At 44.4% G+C, this 22929-nt stretch carries 15 protein-coding genes and 3 pseudogenes; 11 read left to right on the top strand and 7 right to left on the bottom strand.

What is annotated here, in order from left to right; translation table 11 throughout:
* Window positions 1–232: 232 nt before the first annotated feature.
* Complete coding sequence (locus ACOV1R_RS10030) at window positions 233–1270, bottom strand: SDR family oxidoreductase (protein ID WP_003642344.1); 1038 nt, start codon at window positions 1268–1270, stop codon at window positions 233–235.
* A gap of 126 nt (window positions 1271–1396) precedes the next feature.
* On the opposite strand from ACOV1R_RS10030, the gene ACOV1R_RS10025 reads away from it, so the two are divergent.
* Window positions 1397–1963 (top strand): TetR/AcrR family transcriptional regulator, encoded by a 567-nt coding sequence (locus tag ACOV1R_RS10025; protein ID WP_021357329.1) that lies wholly within the window; start codon window positions 1397–1399, stop codon window positions 1961–1963.
* Between the two features lie 158 nt (window positions 1964–2121).
* On the opposite strand, the gene ACOV1R_RS10020 is transcribed toward ACOV1R_RS10025, so the two are convergent.
* Window positions 2122–2850 carry an SDR family oxidoreductase gene (locus ACOV1R_RS10020; RefSeq protein ID WP_003642342.1) on the bottom strand — a complete coding sequence of 243 codons (729 nt, stop codon included), beginning with the start codon at window positions 2848–2850 and terminating at the stop codon, window positions 2122–2124.
* A gap of 132 nt (window positions 2851–2982) precedes the next feature.
* On the opposite strand from ACOV1R_RS10020, the gene ACOV1R_RS10015 reads away from it, so the two are divergent.
* Window positions 2983–3348 (top strand): winged helix-turn-helix transcriptional regulator, encoded by a 366-nt coding sequence (locus tag ACOV1R_RS10015; protein ID WP_011102039.1) that lies wholly within the window; start codon window positions 2983–2985, stop codon window positions 3346–3348.
* 283 nt (window positions 3349–3631) lie between these two features.
* On the opposite strand, the gene ACOV1R_RS10010 is transcribed toward ACOV1R_RS10015, so the two are convergent.
* Window positions 3632–3916 (bottom strand): DUF1905 domain-containing protein, encoded by a 285-nt coding sequence (locus ACOV1R_RS10010; protein WP_003642340.1) that lies wholly within the window; start codon window positions 3914–3916, stop codon window positions 3632–3634.
* Between the two features lie 286 nt (window positions 3917–4202).
* Between ACOV1R_RS10010 and ACOV1R_RS10005 the strand changes: the two are divergent.
* A pseudogene (locus ACOV1R_RS10005) lies at window positions 4203–6785 on the top strand (SH3 domain-containing protein).
* A gap of 270 nt (window positions 6786–7055) precedes the next feature.
* Here ACOV1R_RS10005 and ACOV1R_RS10000 read toward each other — a convergent pair.
* Both ACOV1R_RS10000 and ACOV1R_RS09995 read right to left on the bottom strand, forming a co-directional pair.
* On the bottom strand, window positions 7056–8468 hold the full coding sequence (locus ACOV1R_RS10000; protein WP_015380934.1) for an NAD-dependent succinate-semialdehyde dehydrogenase: 1413 nt from the start codon (window positions 8466–8468) through the stop codon (window positions 7056–7058).
* A 39-nt stretch (window positions 8469–8507) separates the two neighbouring features.
* Window positions 8508–9422: an NAD(P)H-binding protein gene (locus ACOV1R_RS09995; RefSeq protein ID WP_217203298.1), complete on the bottom strand. Its 915-nt coding sequence runs from the start codon at window positions 9420–9422 to the stop codon at window positions 8508–8510.
* Between the two features lie 133 nt (window positions 9423–9555).
* Here ACOV1R_RS09995 and ACOV1R_RS09990 point away from each other — a divergent pair, with 133 nt between their 5' ends.
* The 4 genes from ACOV1R_RS09990 to asnB all read left to right on the top strand — a co-directional run bounded on the left by ACOV1R_RS09990 (window position 9556) and on the right by asnB (window position 14889).
* On the top strand, window positions 9556–10137 hold the full coding sequence (locus ACOV1R_RS09990) for a TetR/AcrR family transcriptional regulator (RefSeq protein WP_031263450.1): 582 nt from the start codon (window positions 9556–9558) through the stop codon (window positions 10135–10137).
* Window positions 10138–10491: 354 nt separating this feature from the next.
* Window positions 10492–11742: a GHKL domain-containing protein gene (locus ACOV1R_RS09985; RefSeq protein WP_003642334.1), complete on the top strand. Its 1251-nt coding sequence runs from the start codon at window positions 10492–10494 to the stop codon at window positions 11740–11742.
* A 4-nt stretch (window positions 11743–11746) separates the two neighbouring features.
* Window positions 11747–12493, top strand: a complete 747-nt coding sequence (locus ACOV1R_RS09980) for a LytR/AlgR family response regulator transcription factor (protein WP_021356990.1) — start codon at window positions 11747–11749, stop codon at window positions 12491–12493.
* A gap of 494 nt (window positions 12494–12987) precedes the next feature.
* A complete protein-coding gene (asnB, locus tag ACOV1R_RS09975; protein ID WP_027822474.1) occupies window positions 12988–14889 on the top strand; it encodes an asparagine synthase (glutamine-hydrolyzing) in 1902 nt (633 codons plus the stop codon).
* 131 nt (window positions 14890–15020) lie between these two features.
* On the opposite strand, the gene ACOV1R_RS09970 is transcribed toward asnB, so the two are convergent.
* Together ACOV1R_RS09970 and ACOV1R_RS09965 are read right to left on the bottom strand one after the other, a co-directional pair.
* Complete coding sequence (locus ACOV1R_RS09970; protein WP_003642331.1) at window positions 15021–15650, bottom strand: L,D-transpeptidase; 630 nt, start codon at window positions 15648–15650, stop codon at window positions 15021–15023.
* Window positions 15651–16180: 530 nt separating this feature from the next.
* Complete coding sequence (locus ACOV1R_RS09965) at window positions 16181–17386, bottom strand: MFS transporter (RefSeq protein ID WP_003642330.1); 1206 nt, start codon at window positions 17384–17386, stop codon at window positions 16181–16183.
* Window positions 17387–17474: 88 nt separating this feature from the next.
* On the opposite strand from ACOV1R_RS09965, the pseudogene ACOV1R_RS09960 reads away from it, so the two are divergent.
* From ACOV1R_RS09960 to ACOV1R_RS09945, 4 genes and pseudogenes are all read left to right on the top strand, one after another.
* Window positions 17475–17582: pseudogene (locus ACOV1R_RS09960) on the top strand (winged helix-turn-helix transcriptional regulator); the annotation flags it as partial.
* 370 nt (window positions 17583–17952) lie between these two features.
* Window positions 17953–18606: an HAD family hydrolase gene (locus ACOV1R_RS09955; RefSeq protein ID WP_003643386.1), complete on the top strand. Its 654-nt coding sequence runs from the start codon at window positions 17953–17955 to the stop codon at window positions 18604–18606.
* A 135-nt stretch (window positions 18607–18741) separates the two neighbouring features.
* Entirely contained in the window at window positions 18742–19566 is an 825-nt protein-coding gene (locus ACOV1R_RS09950; protein WP_217203299.1) for an Ig-like domain-containing protein, read from the top strand.
* A gap of 522 nt (window positions 19567–20088) precedes the next feature.
* A pseudogene (locus tag ACOV1R_RS09945) lies at window positions 20089–22895 on the top strand (BspA family leucine-rich repeat surface protein).
* Window positions 22896–22929 lie beyond the last annotated feature (34 nt).

Here is a 22929-nt window from a genome sequence, read left to right as displayed (position 1 = left end):
ATTTGGTTGGAATTAGCTACTACCATTGTAAGTGATTGCTTTGGGCTTTTTAATTTCTGTTCGGATTAATTATAGAATTTGCCATATAAAGATGAAATTAAAAAGTAGGCTCATATCTGGTTTAGGCTAGTATCGCAATGATAACGAACGACAACGCCCGCAAGGTTGAATACTGAGTCCAATCTTGCGGGCGTTGCCGGTTAGTATTTAGTTGGTGTTAGTAGGAGTATGCTTATGGTTTGGTGACGATTCCTAGGTCAATCATAGATTGGGCGGTTGCAATAATCGATTCCGCAGCGGGACGGGGATGCCAATCCAACAATGTTTGGGCTTTATGATTGCTCGTTTCTGCGTAGGTGCCAACTAGTGAGGCGACCATTCGCAATTCTGGTCGGGCCTTAGCGGCTAGCTTAACTGCTGCATTGGGGATGGTTTTGGTTGGTAGCTGACTGGCAAAAGCTGGAAAGGCCTGTCTTAAGACATTTGCAACGTCAAGCATGGATAGCGTCTCACCCGTTGTGGCTAGAAAACGTTCGCCGTTAGCTTGCGGTGCGGTCATGGCAAGCAAGTGCAGACTAGCCACGTCACGAACATCAACATAACCGGAATCAACGTTTGGAACGGCTTTAACTTGGCCTTCTAAGAATTGTTGGATTTGAATATTGGAATGTGAATATTTGGCGGACAACACCGGACCCATGACGGCAACGGGATTGACCGTTGTTAATTCTAACCCGCGGCCCTCATGGTTAATAAAGTCCCAAGCTGCTAATTCAGCACGTGTCTTGGATTCTTGATAAGGATGGATCGCTTTCCAGTTGAGATCAGACCAGTCAGCTTCAGTGTAGGGGGTCGTACGATTTTTGTGACCAGCAAAGATGGCCCCGTACGCAGACGTTAACACGACTCGTTTAACGCCCGCATCACGACTAGCAGTTAGAACCCGCCGAACACCGTCAACGGCTGGTCGGATCATTTCAGCTTTGTTTTTGAAGTTGAGCTTTGGGGTTGGGGAAGCGACGTCGATCGCATAAGTGGCTCCGGCCATCGCTTCCGACCAGTGTTCATCATGCGCCAGGTCGGCCACAACAATTTCGAGAGCTGATAAGTCGGTGATACCACCATTGGTCAGCATTTCTTTAATAACGGGTGCTTTGGCTAATGAGCGGACCGTTGTGCGGACGGCGTAGCCTTGTTGTAATAATTGACGAATGATATGAATGGCGATAAAACCGCTACCACCAGTGACGACGACTAATTGTTTTTGCATGGGACTACCTCCAAATGAATTTATGAATTGCTGTTACACTTGTAACGTCTGTGCCAGTATCTTACAATGGGGTCACGACGAATACAAGGTAATCACGAGCATCTGTGACAGAATGGAGGAATTGTTATGGCAGCGACCAATCACGCGCAAGCAATCAAAAAGGATTCACAAACTTATTTAACCACGGCCTTATTACAATTATTAAGGACTCATGATTTAGATACGATTACGGTGACGCAAGTTGTCAAACGAGCTGGGGTCAGCCGGATGGCCTTTTACCGTAACTTTACGACACTCGAAGATCTTTTGAGCACGTATTTCGCCCCGGCGATTGCAGCGCGGTTTCAGGACGTCTTGCAGCATGTACCGGCCAATCAGAAGTTATTAGCGATGGGTCAATTTTTCAGTGATTTTGCGCCGACGTTACGACTGGCTGAGCAACGTGGTTTTGAAAATATTATTCAACAACTTTTTAACGCTAATATGACTAATTATTACCAAGCAACGATGACTAATGGAATGCTCACGGCGGTGCAGCTTAAGTATTGGACAAGATTCATGAGTGCCGGGGTATACGCAATTTGGCGCGAATGGCTACTTGGCGGACAGTTGGAGTCCTTAACAACGATTCATGAAATACTAGCAACTTTGCAGACGGCAACGATGCAGGCGCTGACTCAGGCTCAAAAATGAGCAGTGGAAGAATGATCCTAAATTAGCGGTGTGAGGAGGTCGAAACGCCGATTTTAGCGTGTTGATTGGGTACTTATGAGCAATTGTAAAAGCCACCTAGCCATGCACCGGCAGAGCTCGGTGCGGTTAGGTGGCTTTTTTAATCAAATGAGCTGAGATTAAGCATCTTGGGCCGTGGCAGCAATGTCAACTTCACGGATATTGACATTTTGCGGCATGTCATACATGAACTTGACCGTGGCAGCTACGTGCTTGGGGTCCAAAGTCAGGCCACCCATGGAAGCTTTCCATGCTTCGTAATCGGACAGTGCCGACTTGCTAGTAACGTGGGTTAACAGCTCAGTTTCGGCTGCACCGGGGGCTACCAGCATGACGCGCACGTTCTTCGGCGCATTTTCTTCACGGAGTGTCTCGGATAGCCCGTGGACGCCAAACTTGGATGCAACGTAAGCGGCGTGATTGACGAACGTTTTCTTGCCAGCTAACGATGACATATTGAGAATCGTTCCATGTTCCCGGTCACGCATGTCATTTAGGACAATTTGAGTGCCGTTTAAAACACCCATCACGTTCGTATTAAGCATGGTTTGCCACTCTTGTGGGTCCTGATTTTGAACATTTCCTAGTAACATTAATCCCGCATTATTAACTAGTAAGTCGGTCTTGCCATACTTGGCTTCGGCCTTGCGAACGGCAGTTTCGAATTGGTGATAGTTGGTCACATCGACTGTGTCGATCATGGCATTTTCAAAGTTCGCAGATAAGGCGGCTAACTTTGCTTGGCGACGCCCTAATAGTAACAGTGGGTAGTTGTCAGCGGCGAATAACTTGGCAATCTCGGCACCAAAGCCAGAACTGGCTCCAGTAATGACGACTAATGGTTTCATTTTGTAATTCCTCCGTAATTTTGGATAATGGTTTTCGTTTGAATTTTCAACGATTTACAGTATACTTGGCTAGATTAAACGCGACAAGTACGCACTTTTAGGTAACCACCAATTGAGAGCAGGGAGTTAATAATGTTAAAAGAACGGGTAACTGCGCAACCACGCTACCGAAATGAATTTGATGCCACGATGCAGTTGATTCGTGGTAAGTGGAAAATCATGATTTTGTTTGAACTGGCCGAGGTTAAAGTCAGCCGTTTTGCTGACTTGCAACACCATATTCAAGCGGTATCGCATAAAACACTGGCGAGTCAATTGAAGGAATTGGAACAAGATGAGTTGATCGAACGGCATGATTTTAAGACCGCTCAGCCGCATGTCGAATACCGGTTGACCGCTAAGGGGCAGAGCTTGATTCCCATCCTAGATGCGATTTGTACCTGGGGTGATCAACATGTTGATCCAGCTTTGATTGAACGTTCACTGTGTGACGAATAGGCTAGTCTAAACGGGAGCGTGGGCTTTGTACGGCGCCATGGGAAAAGTACGTTGTCAGTCAAAAGCAACTAGCGGCGCTGTTTTGATGACCATTACTAAATAATCGCTTCAAGAATTTCTAATGACATTCTTGAAGCGATTATTTGTTATTCAATTAACTCGTGCTGTTTGAAAGCTGACAGCCAGCTATACGGGCTGTTTTATAAGATGAACCAACTATTGCCGCCGGGATGGGGGTGGGTCGTTATCATAGACGAGTACAACGCGGAATCGATGATTTGAATTAATCGATTGCCGTTACGGTGACAGCGACGACATCGCCAATGCTTTTGTGGAGTTTTGCACGAATATCCTTACGAATACCTAAGATATAACAAATACTACCATCAAGGTTTTTAACACCCATATTAACGATAGAACCGTTGTAAGGGACCTCATCGAAAGTGGCATGGACTTTGACGCGCCCCTTACCGAAAAGGTCGCGAATATCGAAGGGACAGGCCACGTAAGCCCCACCTTTGCCAATTGTTGCGGCTTGAATCGGTGCGTCAAATTGATAAGTCTTCATTAATTATATGACCTCCGCCTAAGCGTAATTATGGAACGGCTTCATTTTTATAATCAGATTTCCATATTATCATAGCAAATTAGCAATTGTTGGTGAACTAAGTGGTCACTCACAACTAATTATAATTAAGGTGAACCGCTATTTGCGTGAAATATTAACCGGGTATATCGTTGGTATCAAAAATATTTATCGAAAAGTACAATTATTATACTAAATCCCCTTGCGAGCGGGGCAATCAACCGCTTATAATTAAACTGCTTTAAGTAAATTAAAAAAGGGTGTTCACATGAATTTTAAATCACAAAATCCAATTGATGCAAGTCAGTCGGAAAGATTCAAGCTTTATAAGTCGGGGAAACTTTGGCTGGTTGCTGGATTAACTTTCTTCTCATTTTTAGGAGGTTCCGTTCTTAACAATACAAACGTGCACGCTGATGCTACAAATGCAACGACAACATCGTCTTCAGCTGCAAGCACGGCCTCTAGTGCAAGTGTTGCAACGAGCTCTGCTGCTAGCGATGCGACGACTAAAGCGACCTCAGTTTCGTCAAGTGCTGCGACTCAAGTAACGAGTGCGGCAACAACTAAGACGACCAGTCAAGCAGCGACGGCATCGTCGAGTGCGGCCACTAGCCAATCGACCAGTACAGCATCTAGCTCGACTAGTCAAGCAACTAAGACGGCTTCGAGTGCAGCCACTAGTACTTCTGCAACGGCTACAAGCCAAGCAACCAGTGTCGCTTCTAGTACGGCAACCACTACTCAAGTAAGTCATACCGCAAGCAGTACTGCTGCCAGTGCTGCTTCAAGTACTGCAACGGTCAAGGCTGTTAAGGCCGCTTCAAGTACGGTAAGTAGTGCGGCGACGACCGCTACTAAAGCCACAGCTAAAGTTGCTGCCGTTGCTTATACCGCGGCAACGACGTCTTCAACGGATGTCTGGACGATTGGGGATACGACTCGGCCACGCGTTGATGTTGTTGACGTGGCGTCATATCAAAGTACCATGACGCAATCTGATTTCAATAAGTTAAAGGCTGCGGGTGTTAAGACGGTCATCGTTAAGTCGACTGAAGGCACTGATTACACGAACCCAGCTGCACTGAACTAAGCAAAGATGGCTAACAAAGCTGGCTTGAACGTTGATTTCTACCACTATGCAACGTTTAGCACGGCTGATGCAGCTAAATCTGAAGCGACTAACATGGCTGGTTTCTTAGTTAAGAACAATGTTTCAACCAAAGTTCTCTTGTTCGCTGACATGGAAGATTCATCTTCATACTCAGTTAACGCAACGGCGAACTTGAACGCGTTCTGGTCAACGTTAGATTCCTTTGGTTACAAGAATCACGGCGTTTATACGTCCAACTCATACTTATATCGGGATGCTGTTGTTAAGACAGTTGGTCAATCACGTGTATGGCGGGCCCAATACCCATACACGCCTTCTGCTAATAACCTTTGGAACACCAATGATGGTGCATGGCAATTCTCCGATACGGCACTCTTACCATCTGGTTCAGATTATACCGGTTACATTGATGTCAGCATCGATTACAATGGTTTAACTGAAGATAGTGCCGGGACCAATACATTCGTAACGACAACTAGTAGCAATGATACGACGACTAGTGAAGTAACGACTGACACTAGTGCTACGACCAATACGTCAACTAGTTCAACGACTAAGAAGGCCTCTGGTTGGTATACCTTTACCAAGAACACAGCCATCAAGAGCGCTGCCAGTGACAGTGCTAAAACAGTTGGAACTTATAGCAAGGGTAACCGCGTTTACTATAATGCTGAAATTACAACTAATGGTGAAACTTGGTTACGTTACTTAAGTTACAGTGGTAGCGAATATTTTGTTAAGATTGCCGCAGCTAAAACGACCACGACTAAGCCAGCCGCAAGCACTAGCAAGACGGTTACCAAGAATGAAACTGGCACTTACAAGTTTACTAAAACGACAGCTATCAAGGGTTCAGTTAGTGACTCAGCTAAGACTTTAGGGACTTACTACAAAGGTGACACGGTTTATTACAATGCCAAGGTTACTAAGAATGGTGAAACTTGGCTCCGTTACCTGAGTTACAGTGGTGCGCAACACTACGTTAAGATCAGTGGTGCAGCTACGTCAACGACTACCACCAAGCCAGCCACTAGTTCTAGCAAGACGGTCACTAAGGCTGAAACTGGGACTTACAAGTTTACTGGCACCACGGCCATCAAGGGTTCAGTTAATGATTCAGCCAAGACTTTAGGGACTTACTACAAGGGTGATACGGTTTATTACAACGCCAAAGTCACTAAGAACGGCCAAACTTGGCTTCGTTACCTGAGTTACAGTGGTGCGCAACACTACGTTAAGATTAGTGGTGCAACCACAACAACGACGACGTCAAGCAAGTCAACGGCTACGGCTAGTGCTAAGACAGTTGCGCAAACCGGGACTTACAAGTTTGCTAAGACGACTGCCATCAAGTCTTCAGCAAGTGATGCCGCTTCAACTGTTGGGACTTACTACAAAGGCAATACGGTCAACTACAACGCCAAAGTAACGACTAACGGTCAAACTTGGTTACGTTACACGAGTTACAGTGGTGCGCAACACTACGTTAAGGTCAGTGGCGGTGCCGCAACGACCACGTCATCTTCAGCAAGTAAGACGACGGCGGCTGCTGGTACGTACACGTTTAAGACCACAACGAATATTCGGACCGCTGCTAGTCTAAATGCCTCAGTTGTTGGCCAATACTCCGCGGGCGAATCCGTTTATTATATTGGAACGGTTTCTGCGGATGGCTATCAATGGCTGAAGTACTTATCTAACTCTGGTGCTTACCATTACGTTGCTAAGATTGGCTAACAATTAGTTACCAATTACTAGTGCAATAACAAAACAGGCTTTGAGATCACGTCAAGCGACGCGATTTCAAAGCCTGTTTTGTTGTGTGATTGAGTTAGTGGCCTGTTCATCTTATTTTGACAAAAGTCGGCATAGACGCACTTGACAAAAAGTTTATACTGATTCGAACTTCTTTCAGTGGGCCTAAGCTGGTAGCTTTTGACACTAAAAGTTTGAAACATGCTTCGTATTCAAGCACGTGTAATCGGTGTTGTAGTGAGGGGCTAATGTTTATAAAACAACTAAGCCGCCAGCACCGTTGTCGTAGTCAGGTTTCTGAGCAGTGACAACCAGTTTTTCGTTAACAAAGGCCATTAAGCCCAGGCTGCTTAACTCGCGACCGTAGCCGGAGCCCTTGACGCCACCAAATGGTAGTTCTGGTAAGGAACTGAGGAAGGTGTTAACGAAGACCATCCCAGTTTCAATTTGTTGGGCAACCGCTTTGCCATGCGCCGCAGTTCCGGCGAAGACGATGCCACCTAAGCCCAGTTCAGAGTTGTTGGCTAAATCGATAGCTGCTTGTTCAGAATCAACTTTGAAGACTTGGGCAACTGGACCGAACATTTCTTCGTAAAAGAGGGGGTTGTCTTGATCGATGTCCGTTAAGATGGTTGGTTGGAAGAATTGGCCAGGTAAGTCGATTGGTTCGTTGCCATAAGCAACGGTTGCACCACCGGCAATGGCCCGGTCAACTTGGTCTTGTAGCTTTTCCTTAGCGCGTTTGGAATTCATCGGTGCCAGGGTAGTTTGTGGGTCCATAGGATCGCCAGGGACTAATTTGGCAAAACGTTCCTTCAACTTTGCTAAGAAATCATCGTACACATCCGCAGCGACAATAAAGCGTTTTGATGAGGTGCAGACTTGCCCAGCGTTGTATAACCGGACCCGCCATGCTAAGTTGACTGCTTCGTCAATATCAGCATCCGCTAAGACGACGAAAGCGTCCGAACCACCTAATTCCATAGAACTCTTCTTCAAGTTTGCACCGGCCGCTTTGGCAACCGCTTGTCCACCACGCTTAGAACCAGTCAGTGCGACGCCCTGGATGCGGGGGTCGGCAATAATATCGTTAACTTGATCATAGTTTAAGAAGAGGTTTGTTAGACTACCAGCGGGAGCACCAGCTTCTTCGACAATCTTGGCGAAGGCCGCAGCCGATCCCGGTGTATTAGAGGCGTGCTTTAAAATCATTGGATTACCGACCATGTAGTTCGGTGCGAAGACCCGCATGATTTGGTAGTATGGGAAGTTCCAAGGTTCGACCAACATCAGGACACCGGTTGCTTGTTTTTCAATTTCGGCATCGCCCGTTGCTTGAGTGCTGATTGGGGTCGGTGCCAATAATTCAGCACCGTGATCAGCATAGTAATCAGCAATCATGGCGCATAGTTCGACTTCACCTTGAGATTCACTCAGTAATTTACCCATGTCGATTGTTGCAATTTTAGCTAATTCATCTTTATGTTCACGTAACAGTGCGGCAATCTTATGGAGGCTGGCTGCACGGGAACTAACGGGTTCATGACGCCATTGGTGATAAAGGGCGTCGCCGGTAGTTAAGGCCTGTTCGATTTGGTCAGTGGTTGCGTTGTCGTAAGTTTTAACAACTTCATTGGTATATGGATTAATTGTTTGATAAGCCATAGTAAACTCCTCCTATAAATGTTCAGGTGTTGTAAACGGTTAATCTGCGATTGTATGGGACTGGTAACCGTCTTCACTATTGTACGCTACCACAAAAGTACGGACAAAGTCAGCTAATTTGACTTGACCAGCGCTAGTGTCAGAAGCATTTAGGTCTGCATAAAGTCCTTCAGGTTCGCGCTGATAACGACTAGTTTGGACTAATGAAGCGGCAATTTTAACGGGAACACCGTGGTTCGTCAAGTTAGCTTGATATTGTTCATCTGAGATTTGTACCCATTGTAGATCGGGCATGTTTAAGGCGTCGCGCAGATCAGCAACGAATTGGTCACCGGTGAACGTATCACTGAAGGCATACTTGACGGTGATACCGGCTGGCGTGTGATCAATTAGGGGATAAACGACACTGGCAATGTCCTCGGGCGCAACGTATTTTTGTGCTGAAGCAGCAGGCGTGCTGGAATAAATTTTATGTTCAGCCTTGATTGTTGCTAAGTTACCGAACAAGTTAGCATAAAATCCGGTTGGACGGACAAAAGCCAGGTTAACCCCGTCAAGTTGTCGTAATTCATGTTCAATTAAGTTGTAAGCATGCAGCGAGCCAGCCACTTCATCGGCATCTGCGCCGATGCTACTGAGGTTGACGACGTTGGTGACGCCGGCATTTTCAATTGCCTGTTTCCAAATTTTAGCCTGAGCCACGGCCCCTTCGAAGGGATCATCACCGATACCACCAGAAAGCATGAGGTAAACCACATCTTTGCCAGTAAAAGTGGTGGATAAGAAATCAACATCAGTCATTGTACCGATAGCGGCATGGGCGCCGACAGCTTCAATTGAAGCTTGGCGCTTAGGACTAGTTGAGATAACGGTGACGTCATGACCGGCTTGGACGAGCTTAGGAACAACGATCCGATTAATATTTCCTAATGAACCTAACATTGCAATTTTCATAATTATAGAACCTCTTTAAAATTTGATTTTTATTTTTAAAAGATAGATTTATCTTTCAACGATTGCTAGTTTAAAAGATAAATCTATCTTTGTCAAGCTTGAAAAAGATATTTTTATCTTTTATACTGAAGACATGAAGAAAAAAGATATGAACAAACAAGTTAAGATTCAAGATGCGGTTGCGGCAATCATTCTCGCTGAGGGTCCAGCCGGGGTTTCAACGACTAAGGTGGCTAAGCGCGTCGGCATTGCACAATCCAATGTTTATCTCTACTTTAAGAATAAACAGGCTCTGATCGATAGTGTCTATGCGCGTGAGACGAACCGAATTCTTAGTACTACCGACTTAGACCGATTAAGTGCTTCAACAATCGATGTGACGACTCGGATTCGATTATATGTACAGCAGGTGTATGACTATTCGTTAGCCAATCCAGATAGCTTGACGATCATTCAACAGATCAAGGCATTGAATGGACAGGGGATGACGATTTCGGCGGCGGATGCCGATCCGAATAATATTATCGCTAACTTATTAACGGCGGCTATCGATGCTAAGGTGATTAAGCAGTTACCGGTTAGTTTGCATATGGGGGTCGTGTTTTCAACTATTCATACGCATACGACGAATATCAGTAAGGAACGGTATGCTCAGGACCAATATACATTTGATGATATTTTCCAAATGATTTGGGACGCGATGAAACAAGATTAGGAGGTTTAATGACAAAAGACGCGACTTAATTGATAGGCACGAGTGGATATCAATTAGGTCGCGTCTTTTTTTGCGTTCATGTAGCGACTAGTCGTCTTGAAATGACGGTTTAGTATCTTAAAGGCTGGTTGAATAATTCGGTTCATTGTGTATTCTTTTCAAGTGTCGGTGAGTGTTTTAAACTGTAGGTACCAGTTTGAGCAACCAATATGTAAGGGGGACTTTGATGGTACAGTGGGCAAAACGATTCAGTGAAACGAAGGAACCGGTTGTATTGATTAGTCATAATCAAAATAGGTGTGCCGGCAAAATAGTGGCGTTAATGATGAGTAGGCTGGAGTTGTGGGGTAGCTGATGAAGATTATTTTTGTGCAAACGCTGTTCCTATTCTTGTTTGTTAAGGTGCTTTTGCGTGATTGGCGGGTACTTAGTATTTGGGATATCAGTTATGCGGTGGTCAGTAGCCTAGTGAGCGGCTGGATTTTTTCAGTAATCGGGCAATATGCAGCATTGCCATTATTGGGACTGGTGGTGCTGTTTACTTGGTGGCATACACATAGCTTCAGTGAGTCATTATTTGTTAGCCTACAGGTGATTATCTGGTCAATTGTCGTCGATCATATCAGTTCACTTTTAACGTATATGTTGAAATTAGATGACGGGTATCTTTTGATTTTTATGGGATTACAGCTGGTTGGTTTAATCACATTGAATCTGATTTTAATGAATACGCATATCCAGACGACGTTCAATCGTCCCAGACTGAACCGGGTTACGGCCTTGCTGCTACTCGCCATCTATTTATACATTATTGTCAGCGAGGGACTCGACAGTGAATTGAGAATGGTCGTCAGTAACTTAGTTGTGTTGTTGGTCGTTATGGGGCTCGCGATTGCCATCTATGATGAGTATCGGGTTACGATTCGGGCCAAGTACCAGGTTCAACAACAACGCCTGCAAATCAAAAATGATACACGGTACATGCATGAAATCGAAACGCATTATAATGAATTGCGCCGGTTTCGTCATGATTATCAGAATATAATGTTGTCGATTAATGAGTATTTGAAAACGGATGATTTGGCAGGCTTACAGCAATATTATCAACAAAATATTGCCCCAGTGACCAAGCGCGTTTCGGATGAGCAGTATAATCTCGAAGATTTAAGTCGTGTTCAGGTCAAATCGGTCAAGAGTATTCTATTTAGCAAACTCAGCTATGCGCAATCACAGGGAGTTAAAGTTCAATTTGACTTGAAGCAAGTGCTTAATGGGGTAACGACGAATGAATTAGACTTGGCAATTGCGCTAGGTATTATTTTAGATAACGCGATTGAAGCCACGGCCGGTCACTATCATGGTGAGCTGATGAGCGCCATTTTTGTTACGGCCCACAGTACGGTGTTCTTAGTTCAAAATAACGTTTTTGATTCCTTGCCACCTTTATGGCAGCTAAAGGAAGCGGGGTATTCGACTAAGGGACAAGAGCGGGGCTTAGGCTTGAGTCAGCTCAGCGCAATTGTTAATCGAAATGAAAATATGATATTGGAAACGCGGTTATTGGCCTCAGCCTTTGTTCAGCGTTTAACGGTAAAGCGGGAATGATAAAATGATCAAAGTATATATTTGTGAAGATGATACTAAACAGTTACAAACCTTGCAGCAACTGGTCAGTAAAGTGATTATTGAGCGTCAATTGGATATGGGATTTGGCCTAACGAGTGCCGATCTGCATGAAATATTAGCGCATGTCAAAAGTCAGCAACCAACTCAAGCCGTCTTTCTTTTAGATATTGCGTTGAATTCGGATATTAATGGCATTCAGCTTGCCAGTCAAATTCGTGATTTAGGCATCCGAAGTAAGATTATCTTTGTGACGACGCATACGGAGCTATCATTGACGGTGTTTCAGTATCAAGTGGAAGCCCTGGATTTTATCTTGAAGGATTTTCCGGATCGCTTATACGAGCGATTAAATACCGTCTTACGCGTGGCACAGGAGCGTTTCAAAGCTGAAGACAATGATCAAAATAGTTATATCCAGATCAAAATTGGCGAGACGATTCGATCGTTGGACGTGCAACACGTGTTATTTTTTGAAAGTTCAATGAGTCCACATAAGATTATCGTTCATTTAGATGATGGTGAACTTGAATATTACGGTTTATTAAAGGATGTGCCGGATTTGAATTCTGATTTTTATCGTTGTCATAAGTCATATGTCGTTAATCTGACCCGCATTCGGTCATTGGATAAACGGTATCGTCGACTAACGATGGCTAACGGTGAAACTGTCCTGTGCTCCGCAGCGGCCAGTCGCTACTTAGTACGGCAGATTGGCAAAAGCAATCGCTGATTGAAATCTTAGTCGATTTATATTGACGGCAGTAAAATTGCAGATTGCAAGATTCGGTTTGCTGACTGGTAAAATAATCGTTTCAGCAATTTGATTTCCCTGAAACGGTTATTTTTTTACGCTTTATTCAGGTGTATTGAATTATGAACCTGAGCTGGGCCGTTCCAATCAATTCGCTTGCGTTTATTTTGAACTTATCTTCAATGGGCCAAATAAGGTCTTAATGTAGTGTAATGGTTAGTCCGCCTGTCTTAAAACGGCCGTTGCGCCGGGCTACACTAAATTATAATTAGAGGCAACCAGTTTGAATCAAGTGGGTTATGTTCGCCACAAGTACGGCTGTTAATTATGATCAAGGTTGGCTTGCCATTATTTCGCAGGTCAAATCGTCGTACTGGACATGGGTTGTCTGTGATTTGAGCGTGACTTGTGATTGGTCACTAACGATAATATTGGTGATTAGTCGTAATAACTTAAGTGTGGGAGTGAATAGAATGTGTGGATTGGTTGGGTGCTTAACGGATCGGCGAAAAGTTGATAATGCCGCGTATGATCAGGTTGTGCGGGAAATGACTAAAATGATTGTGCATCGGGGTCCGGATGATGAGGGGTACTTTGCGGATGATAATATCACGATGGGGTTTCGCCGATTAAGTATTATTGATTTGGCAGGTGGTCATCAACCGCTGTCATATGATAATGAACGTTATTGGCTAACGTTTAACGGTGAGATTTATAACTATGTTGAGCTACGTGAACAGTTAATTCAAGAAGGCTACACGTTTAAGACGGATTCCGATTCGGAAGTGATCTTAGGGATGTACGCAAAATACCAGGCCAAGTTGACGACCTATCTGCGGGGAATGTTTGCCTTTGTGATCTGGGATAAGCAGGAAAAAACGTTATTCGCGGCGCGTGACCAATTTGGAATCAAACCGTTTTATTATGCGATTGCCGGGGATGATTTTTACTATGCGTCTGAGAGTAAGGCGATTTATAAGATTTTAAAAGATAAGCATTTTGATCAAGAGGCGTTACAAGATTATTTGACGTTCCAATATGTGCCGGAAACTGAGACCCTGACAAAGGAAATCAAGATGCTGGCGCCGGGCTGTTCATTAACAAAACAGTTGGGACACGCGCCGCAAATCAAGCGTTATTATCATCGGGAGTTTCATCCAGTCGTCCGTTCTGAACAGGACTACGCGACACGGCTTAAGGGGACGTTGATTGATTCGGTTAAGATCCATATGCGTTCCGATGTCCCAGTTGGGGCGTTCTTATCGGGCGGGATTGATTCGTCAATTGTGGTGGCGATTGCCAAGCAGTTCAATCCAAATCTCAAGACAATCTCAGTGGGCTTTGAACGACCTGGCTATAGTGAATTAGACGTCGCACAGGAAACGGCTGCTAAGTTGAATGTCGATAACGTCCAAATGACCATCACGCCGGAAGCATTCATGGCAGCCTTTCCACATTTTGTCTGGAGCATGGATGATCCGTTAGCTGATCCGGCTGCTGTCCCGCAGTATTTCTTGACTAAGGAAGCCGTCAAACACGTTAAAGTTTGTCTCACCGGTGAAGGGGCTGATGAACTTTTTGGCGGGTATACGATTTATCATGAGCCCGAATCCTTGAAAGCCTTTCGGTATACGAAGCCAATCAATGGGGCCCTTCAACGGATAGCCGCGATGATGCCAGCAGGAATGCGGGGTCGTTCGTTGCTTATGCGGGGGACGACCCCGTTAGAGAAGCGGTACGTTGGCAATGCGTTTATCTTCAATGAAACTGAGAAGCAACAGTTCATGAAGCACTACAATCGTGACCATTCGTTTCAACAGACAACCCGGGTCTTTTACGATGAAGCCAAGCACTATGATTTAATCTCTAAGATGCAATTTATCGATATGCACACGTGGTTAAATGGGGATTTGTTGCATAATGCGGACCGGACGGCGTTAGCCCACAGCCTTGAATTGCGGACACCCTTTGTTGACCGGGACGTGTTCAATCTGGCAGCGGAAATTCCAGCCAACTTGCGAATTAGCCACGGTACGACGAAGTACATTTTACGAAAAGCGGTTGAAGATATTGTACCCGCGCACGTGTTATATCGCAAAAAGCTTGGTTTCCCAGTACCGATTCGGTTGTGGCTCAAAGATGAGATGTACGATTGGGCTAAAAATATTATTGTGACGTCGCAAACCGATCAGTATTTTGACAAGACATATTTCTTAAAACTATTGGATGACCATCGAGCGGGTGTTCGTGATAATTCGCGTCAATTGTGGACCGTGCTGACCTTCATGATGTGGCATAAGTTATACGTGGAAGCTGATATGTTAATGGATAGTGTAACGGCCAATCATCTTGCTGAGCAAGTCGAAATCGGTTAAGCTGTTCATATTAAAGCTAAATAAGAACTCGTTCAACGTGCCAATGAGAATAAAAATCATCCAGCGACCTGATTGTCTTAATACAAATAGGTTGCTGGATGATTTATTTTGGTGGTTTTGTAGTTGTTTCGTTAGTCGATGACGACTTTAGTGCCATACTTGATGTTGTTATAGACCCACTTGGAATCTGCAACGCTCAGATGAATGCAACCGTGTGAAGACGGTCGCTTGCCAAGATCAGCAGCGTCTGATTTGATAAAGTGACCTTGGGCATCTACAGGTGTGGAGTGGAACAAATATTCACCATGGTTGAGCCATGAGACCCAGTAATAGGCACCTTCATCAACACTAGCGCTATAAAAATATTTTCCCCGTTCGGCTTGCACATGATAGGTGCCACGGGGTGTTTTGCGGTCAGCAGTTGGCACGCCACTGGATGCATACATTGTATAGAGAACGTGGTGATGGTTCATCAAGTATAGCCGTTGTTTAGCCAACGATACGTGAATCCATAAGTCCGGATAGCGGTTGACATTGGGATACGCGACTGTTTCGGATGATTGACGCCAGTTGATTGGTGTGCGCATGACCGTTGATTTAGCCGTGGTTTTGGCTTTCGTTTTTGACACGACTTTTTTTGTGGTTACCGTTGATTGGCTAGGTCTGTGGGCATCACCAACAACTTTGACAGTGCCGACCGCCAGTAAGCCGATAACTAAAGTGATGCTAGTTAATAAAATTAATGTTGATTTGCGTTGCATGTTGCGCCCCCATAGTTGGTTGGTTCTGTCTGGCTCTGACTTGATAGTTAGTGGTAATAGTCAATACTGACCATTCAATCAAGACCTTCTCAGTAAAAGTGGAAACCAATCGTATATTACCGTTATAGCTTTCTGAAAGTGAAAATGCAACCCAGTCGAATGCTGGGTAAGTCGGTTTTACGAACAAATCGGGGTCGCGATAGTGTAAAGCGGGCATATTCGGGCTTTAAGTCAATTAACACAGCCTAAAATGACAATAATTGGTCTTCAAATAACACTGAAAATAAACAATAAATTCCAACTAAAAGTAGGAAGGCCGCCGGTGAAAATCGGGACGATTCATTGCTAGCACTCTGAGTCGCCTATTAATGAGGTTCCTGAACTAGTGACGGTTAAGTGGATTTAAAAGATAGTGACATAAAGAAAAACACTCAGCCTAGCGATAGGACAACCGAATTGGTGGTCATTGTTAAGCCGCTAAGCTTAGTGTTTTCGATGACCGTTTAAGACGACTACGGGTCATTTAGTTATTAATTTTGAACGCAATGCCGGTCGGTGCTTTTTGCGGGCCGCGCTAACCAAATTAGACCTAACAATAGGACTAAGCTAACAGCAACCATGATGGCACCAAAGATCGGTGTCCAGCCTAAGCCAAGGTTGGTCGTGACTTGACCACCAATACCGGAGCCGAGTGCGATACCGACGTTAAAAGCGGAAATATTTAACGCTGAGGCCATCGTAATATCGTGTGGTGTATTCTGTTCAGCTAACTGAACAATATAGAGTTGGAGCCCAGGGACGTTCATGAAGGCAAAGATTCCCATCAGTAGGACGGTCAATAGTCCTAACCAGTGACTGTACCCGGTGACACTTAGAATGAGTAAGGTGATGAGTAACCCACTGAACATCTTGAATAGTGCAATTAAGGGCCGTGCATTGGCCCAACGACCACCCAGTGTATTACCAAGGGCGACCATTAAGCCGTAAACGACTAGAATCAAAACGACAGCGCTCGCTGACCAATGCATCTGCTGTTCTAGTAGTGGTGATAGGTAGGTGTAAACTACGAAGGTACCACCGTATCCCAGCGCCGTGACGAGTAAGGCGAACAGTAGTTGTGGATTAGTGAGTACGCGGATAATCCCCCGGACCGTGGCTTTACTGGGTAACGGCAGATTACGTGGAATTAACCAGTAATCAGCTAACAAACCAATGACACCAATCATGCTAATAAAGATAAAGGACCAGCGCCAACCGCCTAATTGACCAATCATCGTTCCCAACGGAACACCAGTAACCGTTGCGACAGTCAGTCCTGTAAACATGATGGCAATCGCCGAGGCCCGTTTGGCAGGTGCGACCACGTCAGCGGCAATTACTGAGGCGACGGTCATAAAAATACCGTGAGCCAAAGCGGCCACGACCCGGCCTGCAAGTAAGACACCAAAGGTTGGGGCACTTGCTGCGAGTAAGTTACCAATAATAAATAAAATCATAATTAACATCATCAAGCGGTGACGGTTAAGCCGACCGGTGAGTAATGTCATGACGGGCGCGCCAATCATGATACCAATGGCATAGATCGAGACGGTCAGCCCAGCTTGCGCCAAGTTGATGTGAAAGTTGCTAACGAGTAGTGGCATTAAACCAACACTAATAAATTCCGTTGACCCAATGGCGAAGGCACTGATTGCGAGTGCAAAAAGTGTCCAACTGGGATTAAACTGTTTTGTCATAAGATAAGCCTCCTGCTATTGCTAAGTTGATAAATAATGATTATACTAGCAAGTGAATTTTAGACAAGTACCGACTTTAAAGTGGGATACCCTGTCCGTTGTCTTACATGAGCTGTGCGTGTGGGGTGAGGATAATATTGATCGCCGCCGAGCTGCGGGTGAAGAGATTGCCTTGTTACATCGAGACGATTTATAGACAATGAGTTTAAATTAAAAATGGTGCGTCAAGAATGAAAATATTCTGGCGCACCATTTTTGATTAGGGGGAGTTAATGTTGGGTCGGTTGACGACTAAATAAACAACAAATCAGTGGAGTTAACTTATTGCTACTAGCTATTGTGTAGGGATTTGGCTAGGAGTTCATCTGCGAAACTCACTGGGTTGTTACTAAAGAACTGCGGGGGTATTTTACTATGCTTACTAAATATATAGAAATTCGCACAAATTCTGTACTAACCAGATTTAGTTTTGAAACTTAATATTAGTAGTAATGACTCCGCTTACATTTTTAAATGGTTATGATAAGCTTAGATTATTGACGATAAATAGACTGGAGTTGGTGAGTATGACGAAGGCAGTTATTTTTGATTTAGATGGATTATTGATTGATAGCGAGGTTATTTCATTAAAGATGTATCAACGAATCGTACAGGATTATGGGCAGACGCTTTCCATGGCGACTTATGCACAGGAATACAGTGGTAAGTCGGCGGTGACGAATATGCAACACTTGATTGAACGTTTTGACTTGCCGTTTAATGTTGATACTGGATTAAAGCGGGCGTTAACGTTGGAAAAGACGTTTATGCAGGATGGCGTTGAGCTCAAACCGGGAGCACGGGTGTTGTTACAGTTTTTACACCGGAATCATTATTCAGTGGCCTTAGCTTCATCTAGTATCAAGTCGCGGGCATTAGACATTTTGACGTCCCATGATGTGGCGCAATATTTCGACCAGTTTACCTTCGGACCGGATGTCGATCGTGGTAAGCCATATCCAGATATATTTTTGATGGCATGCGCCAAACTCCAACAACAACCTGCAGATTGTTTGGTTCTGGAAGACAGTGAAGCTGGCATTCAAGCGGCGACGTCCGCGAAGATTCCGGTAATTTGTGTGCCGGATATGAAACGGCCTAACCAGCCCTATGCTGATCAGGCGACTGCGATTGTACCGTCGTTAACGGATGTGATAACGCATTTAAAATCAGTTCGATAAGATTCAGTTGTAATTAAAGCATAAAGATTATTAAATTATTAATAAGGAGCGGTTGTCCGATAGAAAAACTGCTATACTACGAGGCGTAAATAAATCGCTGACAAGTTAGCCAGTGGAACGAAGGAGTCTTGATCAATGAAGAAATTGATGATTGCTGTAACTGGTTTAGCCATGGTGGCAACGCTGGGAGCAGCGGTACCCGTTACAGGGATTACAGCGAATGCGGCGACTAAGAAGACAACGGCTACGAAGAATGTCGCACCAAGTTTGAAGGTCAATGCAATTCACAATAATACGACGCAAATTACAGGTACGGCAACCAAGGGCGCTAAGATCACCGTAAAAAGTACGGCCAACGCCAAGAAAAATCTTGGAACTGCAACGGCCTCTAAAACGACGGGAAAGTACACGGTTAAATTAGCCAAGACATTGAAGGCGCAAAGCAATGTTTATGTGTACGCCACGAATCCAACGACTAAGGCTTATTTCTACCGCGTCATCCGTGTTCAGACTGCCAAAACTACTGCCTCTTCAACTAAGAAGACGACTAACAAGACAACCACGACTAAGAAAGTGGCAACTAAATCGACGGCGGCCACTTCGTCATCCAAGAAGACGACTAAATCGTTTAAAGTCAACGCGCCAGCGGGTACTTGGAAGTCGAATACGACTAACAAGTACTCCCAAATCTTAACGTTTAGCGCTAAGAATGGATTTAATCAGACGCTTTATAAGAATGGCAAACAAGTTAAAAAGCTGGTCTCGTATGCGAGTTATAGCATGACTGCCAAGACGCCAACGTTCTGGAAAGTCAGCTATAAGTCAGGCTCGACTACTAAGACCCTATATTTACGCTATACAGCAACTAATAAGTTTACGGTCGTTAATGCTAAAAATCAGATCGTTAAAGTTAAGGTTGGCAATGCCCCAGCAGCTGTTTGGACGTTTACCAAGAAGTGACGGGTCGTTAAATATCTTAAGTACGAACAATTCCTCGGTATTTTGGGGAATTGTTTTTTTGTTGCTTGCTGATCAATTAGATTGAACGTGGCCTAGTGAATATTAAAATAATTGAAAAAACGCAGATAGCTTATCGTCATTAGCAGGTTAGGTGAGCGCATATAAATTGGCCAATTTGGGCTGTTCATAGTGACCATGATGGAAAAGGCACTACAGCGTTGGTAAGTCATCTAGTTCGCTCGAAAAATGACTTGGTCGTGAGTCACTTCAAAAATGACCATCGTGCAGTTGTATCCATGAAGAATACTGAATAAACAAGTAAATGAAAATGGGTGTTCGTTAGCTGATACTTATCATTTAATTACGGTTATTAACACAAATAATATCACGGTGATAAAAATTTAATATTCGGATATCTGTAAAATTGTAAGTCTTTTTCTGAACGTCACAAACTGAAAATAATGTAAGATAATTAACGTCAAGAGATGTTAAAATACTATCTATGTGAAGGGAGCGATAGGCATGCAACACCGGCAATTATGGTATCGGGGCGGCCTGGGACTGGCACTAGCGCTAGTTGTGGTTGGATATCGTGGATCACGGACAGTTATTCGGGCGGTTCCCCGCGCACAATTGAGTGTTGATCAAAAAATGCCATCGACTAGCAGTGTTTTTTCTGCTTCGAAATTGACGTTGCAAGATGAGGCAAACAACTCGGCACCACAAGTGTCACCTGAGGCCCAGGAAAGTTCGGGACCTGACAAGCAGTCGGATTTAACATCAGGCAGTAGTACCAGTAGCAGTGGTATCAGCAGTGGTATCAGTAGTGGCAATAGCAGTGGCAATAGCAGTGGCAATAGCAGTGGCAATAGCAGTGGCAATAGCAGTGGCAGTACAATACTGGAAAACGCTAAAAATAATCAAACATCAGAAACGGCGACGACCAAAGCGGCAGAAATGGTCAATGGGACGGTTAAAATGACCTTAGATACTAATGGCACATTGCATTTGAGTGGTGGGTCATTTGGTGCATCGCTAGGGTCAGCCACGGGGAGTTGGATTGTAAAAACCTTGACGGCTAACGGCTATCAACCGACCCAAGTTTCAAAGATCGTCATCGACGGTAAGATAACGGCAACTGCTATGACTAATTATTCATATCTGTTTGCTAACTTACCTAATGTTACGGCGATTGATGGGCTAGCCAACCTTAATTTAACTGGCGTAACGGATATCTCGTGGCTATTTTTGAACTGTTCACAGTTAGGCGCGTTGGACTTGAATAGTTGGGATGTCAGCAGCGTCATCAGAATGGAGGGAACGTTTCAAAATTGTGCCAAGTTAGTTACGTTGAATGTTGCCAATTGGAACACGGATTCATTACAGTATCTAATTGACACTTTCAATGGTGACAGTTCATTAACGTCGTTACCAGTTGGCAAGTGGAATACCAGTAAAGTGGCGACGATGATGCGAACATTTACGGATTGTTCTTCGCTGACGTCATTAGACATCGCTAATTGGGACACCCGTGTCGTAACGAACATGTCCGCGATTTTTAGAGGAATGTCGAAGGTTAAGAGTTTACCCATTGATAAGTGGCAAACGGGACGCGTGGTTAATATGCAGTTAGTCTTTTCAGGTGATACTAGCTTGGAAAGTATTAACGTCGCTAATTGGGATACGAGTCGGGCCACTGCGTTGGATGGGACTTTTGCTAAGCTTCCTAATATCAAGTCCCTGCCACTCGACAACTGGAATACAAGTAACGTTCAAACGATACGGAGCACATTTTATGGCGATACTAACTTGACCCAGCTGCCGATTGACAACTGGAATGTCGGCAAAGTCTTTGATTTTAATTCAACCTTCAGTGGCTGTGCCAGTTTAACAACTGCACCGGTTGCGAATTGGAACACCCAGAGTGCCACCAATCTTGGTTATACTTTTGAGGGCATGACTAGTCTCACCTCGTTACCAGTAGATAATTGGCAGACTGGTACTGTCACGAATATGGCCGGAACTTTTTCTAGAGTTAGTCAGTTAAAGAGTCTCCCGATTAGTAAGTGGAATACGAAGAATGTACAAAATATGGCGGGGACTTTTTCTGAAATGAGTAGTGTCACGGCATTATCAGTAGATAATTGGCAGACTGGTAATGTGACGACAATGAGGGGCATCTTTACCAAAGTTAGCCAAGTTAAGAATTTGCCAGTTGGTAAGTGGAATACGGCGAAGGTCGTTGACATGGGACAAGTATTTTACGGCAACCTCCAGTTAACTAGTCTGCCCATTGAAAACTGGAATACAAGTTCAGCCACGGATTTTTCACAGCTATTTGCGGAAGATTCGGGTTTACAAACCTTGAGTCTAGGTGCTTGGAATACGACCAAAGTGACTAACTTTGAATCAGTTTTCCAAAATACCAGTCTAGACAAATTAGATTTGACTGGCTGGAATACCAACAGTGCGCAAACTTATACCAACGCTTTCAGTTCGAAGTTGCCGCCTAAACGTCTATTGTTGGGCCCCAGTTTTAACTTTTTTAAGAGTGAAAGTTGGCACTTGCCAAATCCTAGTAGTGAGGCACCTTATATTGGGAAATGGCGTAGTTTAAATAATAAAAAAGTTTATACGTCAGCTGATTTGATGACTAAATACGATGGCAAAACCATTGTTGGAGAATTCGAATGGGCCACTGGCAACACGATTACAGTGAAGTATGTGGACGCTGCTGGCAAGTCCTTGGCACCCGACACGAAAATCAGTGGTGCAACTGGTGATGCCTATCATATTAAACCAATTGAGATTCAAGGGTACGTGCCAGATCAACCAGATGGGGTTCAAGGAAACTTTACCGTCAAAGATGAAACGATTACGTTAATGTACAATCCTGGAGGACAATGTTTGTCTCAGCACCGCAGACCATTAATTTTGGTCAGAATCCGATTACTGGTAAATCAGAAAATTACGGTGCCTCCTATGATACTGGGCTAGTTATTCAAGATGGCCGGTCAATAGGTTCAACGTGGTCGCTCAATGCAACGCTCTCAGCATCAGGCTTCACTAGTAAGCAGTCGGCACGACCATTAGCGGCTGTGCTCAGTTATAAGGATCAACAAACGGGTGGCGAGTCAATTCTTACGCCAGGTGTGGCACGGTTGATCGTCAATAACCATCAAACTGTTTCGAACCAAGGCGTCAATATCCTCGGTCAGAAAACGGCACTTGGGGCACTATCGTTACAAGTGCCAACCGATCGTGCCTTGACGGATACGTATCAGGCGACGGTCACTTGGACGCTTAATCAAGGGGTTCCTAATCGATGATGAAAAAAATAATGATTAGGTAACATAAAATTTG

Source organism: Lactiplantibacillus sp. YT640, from assembly GCF_049745435.1.
Lineage (GTDB): Bacteria > Bacillota > Bacilli > Lactobacillales > Lactobacillaceae > Lactiplantibacillus > Lactiplantibacillus plantarum.
This window is presented reverse-complemented; position numbering and strand designations above follow the sequence as displayed.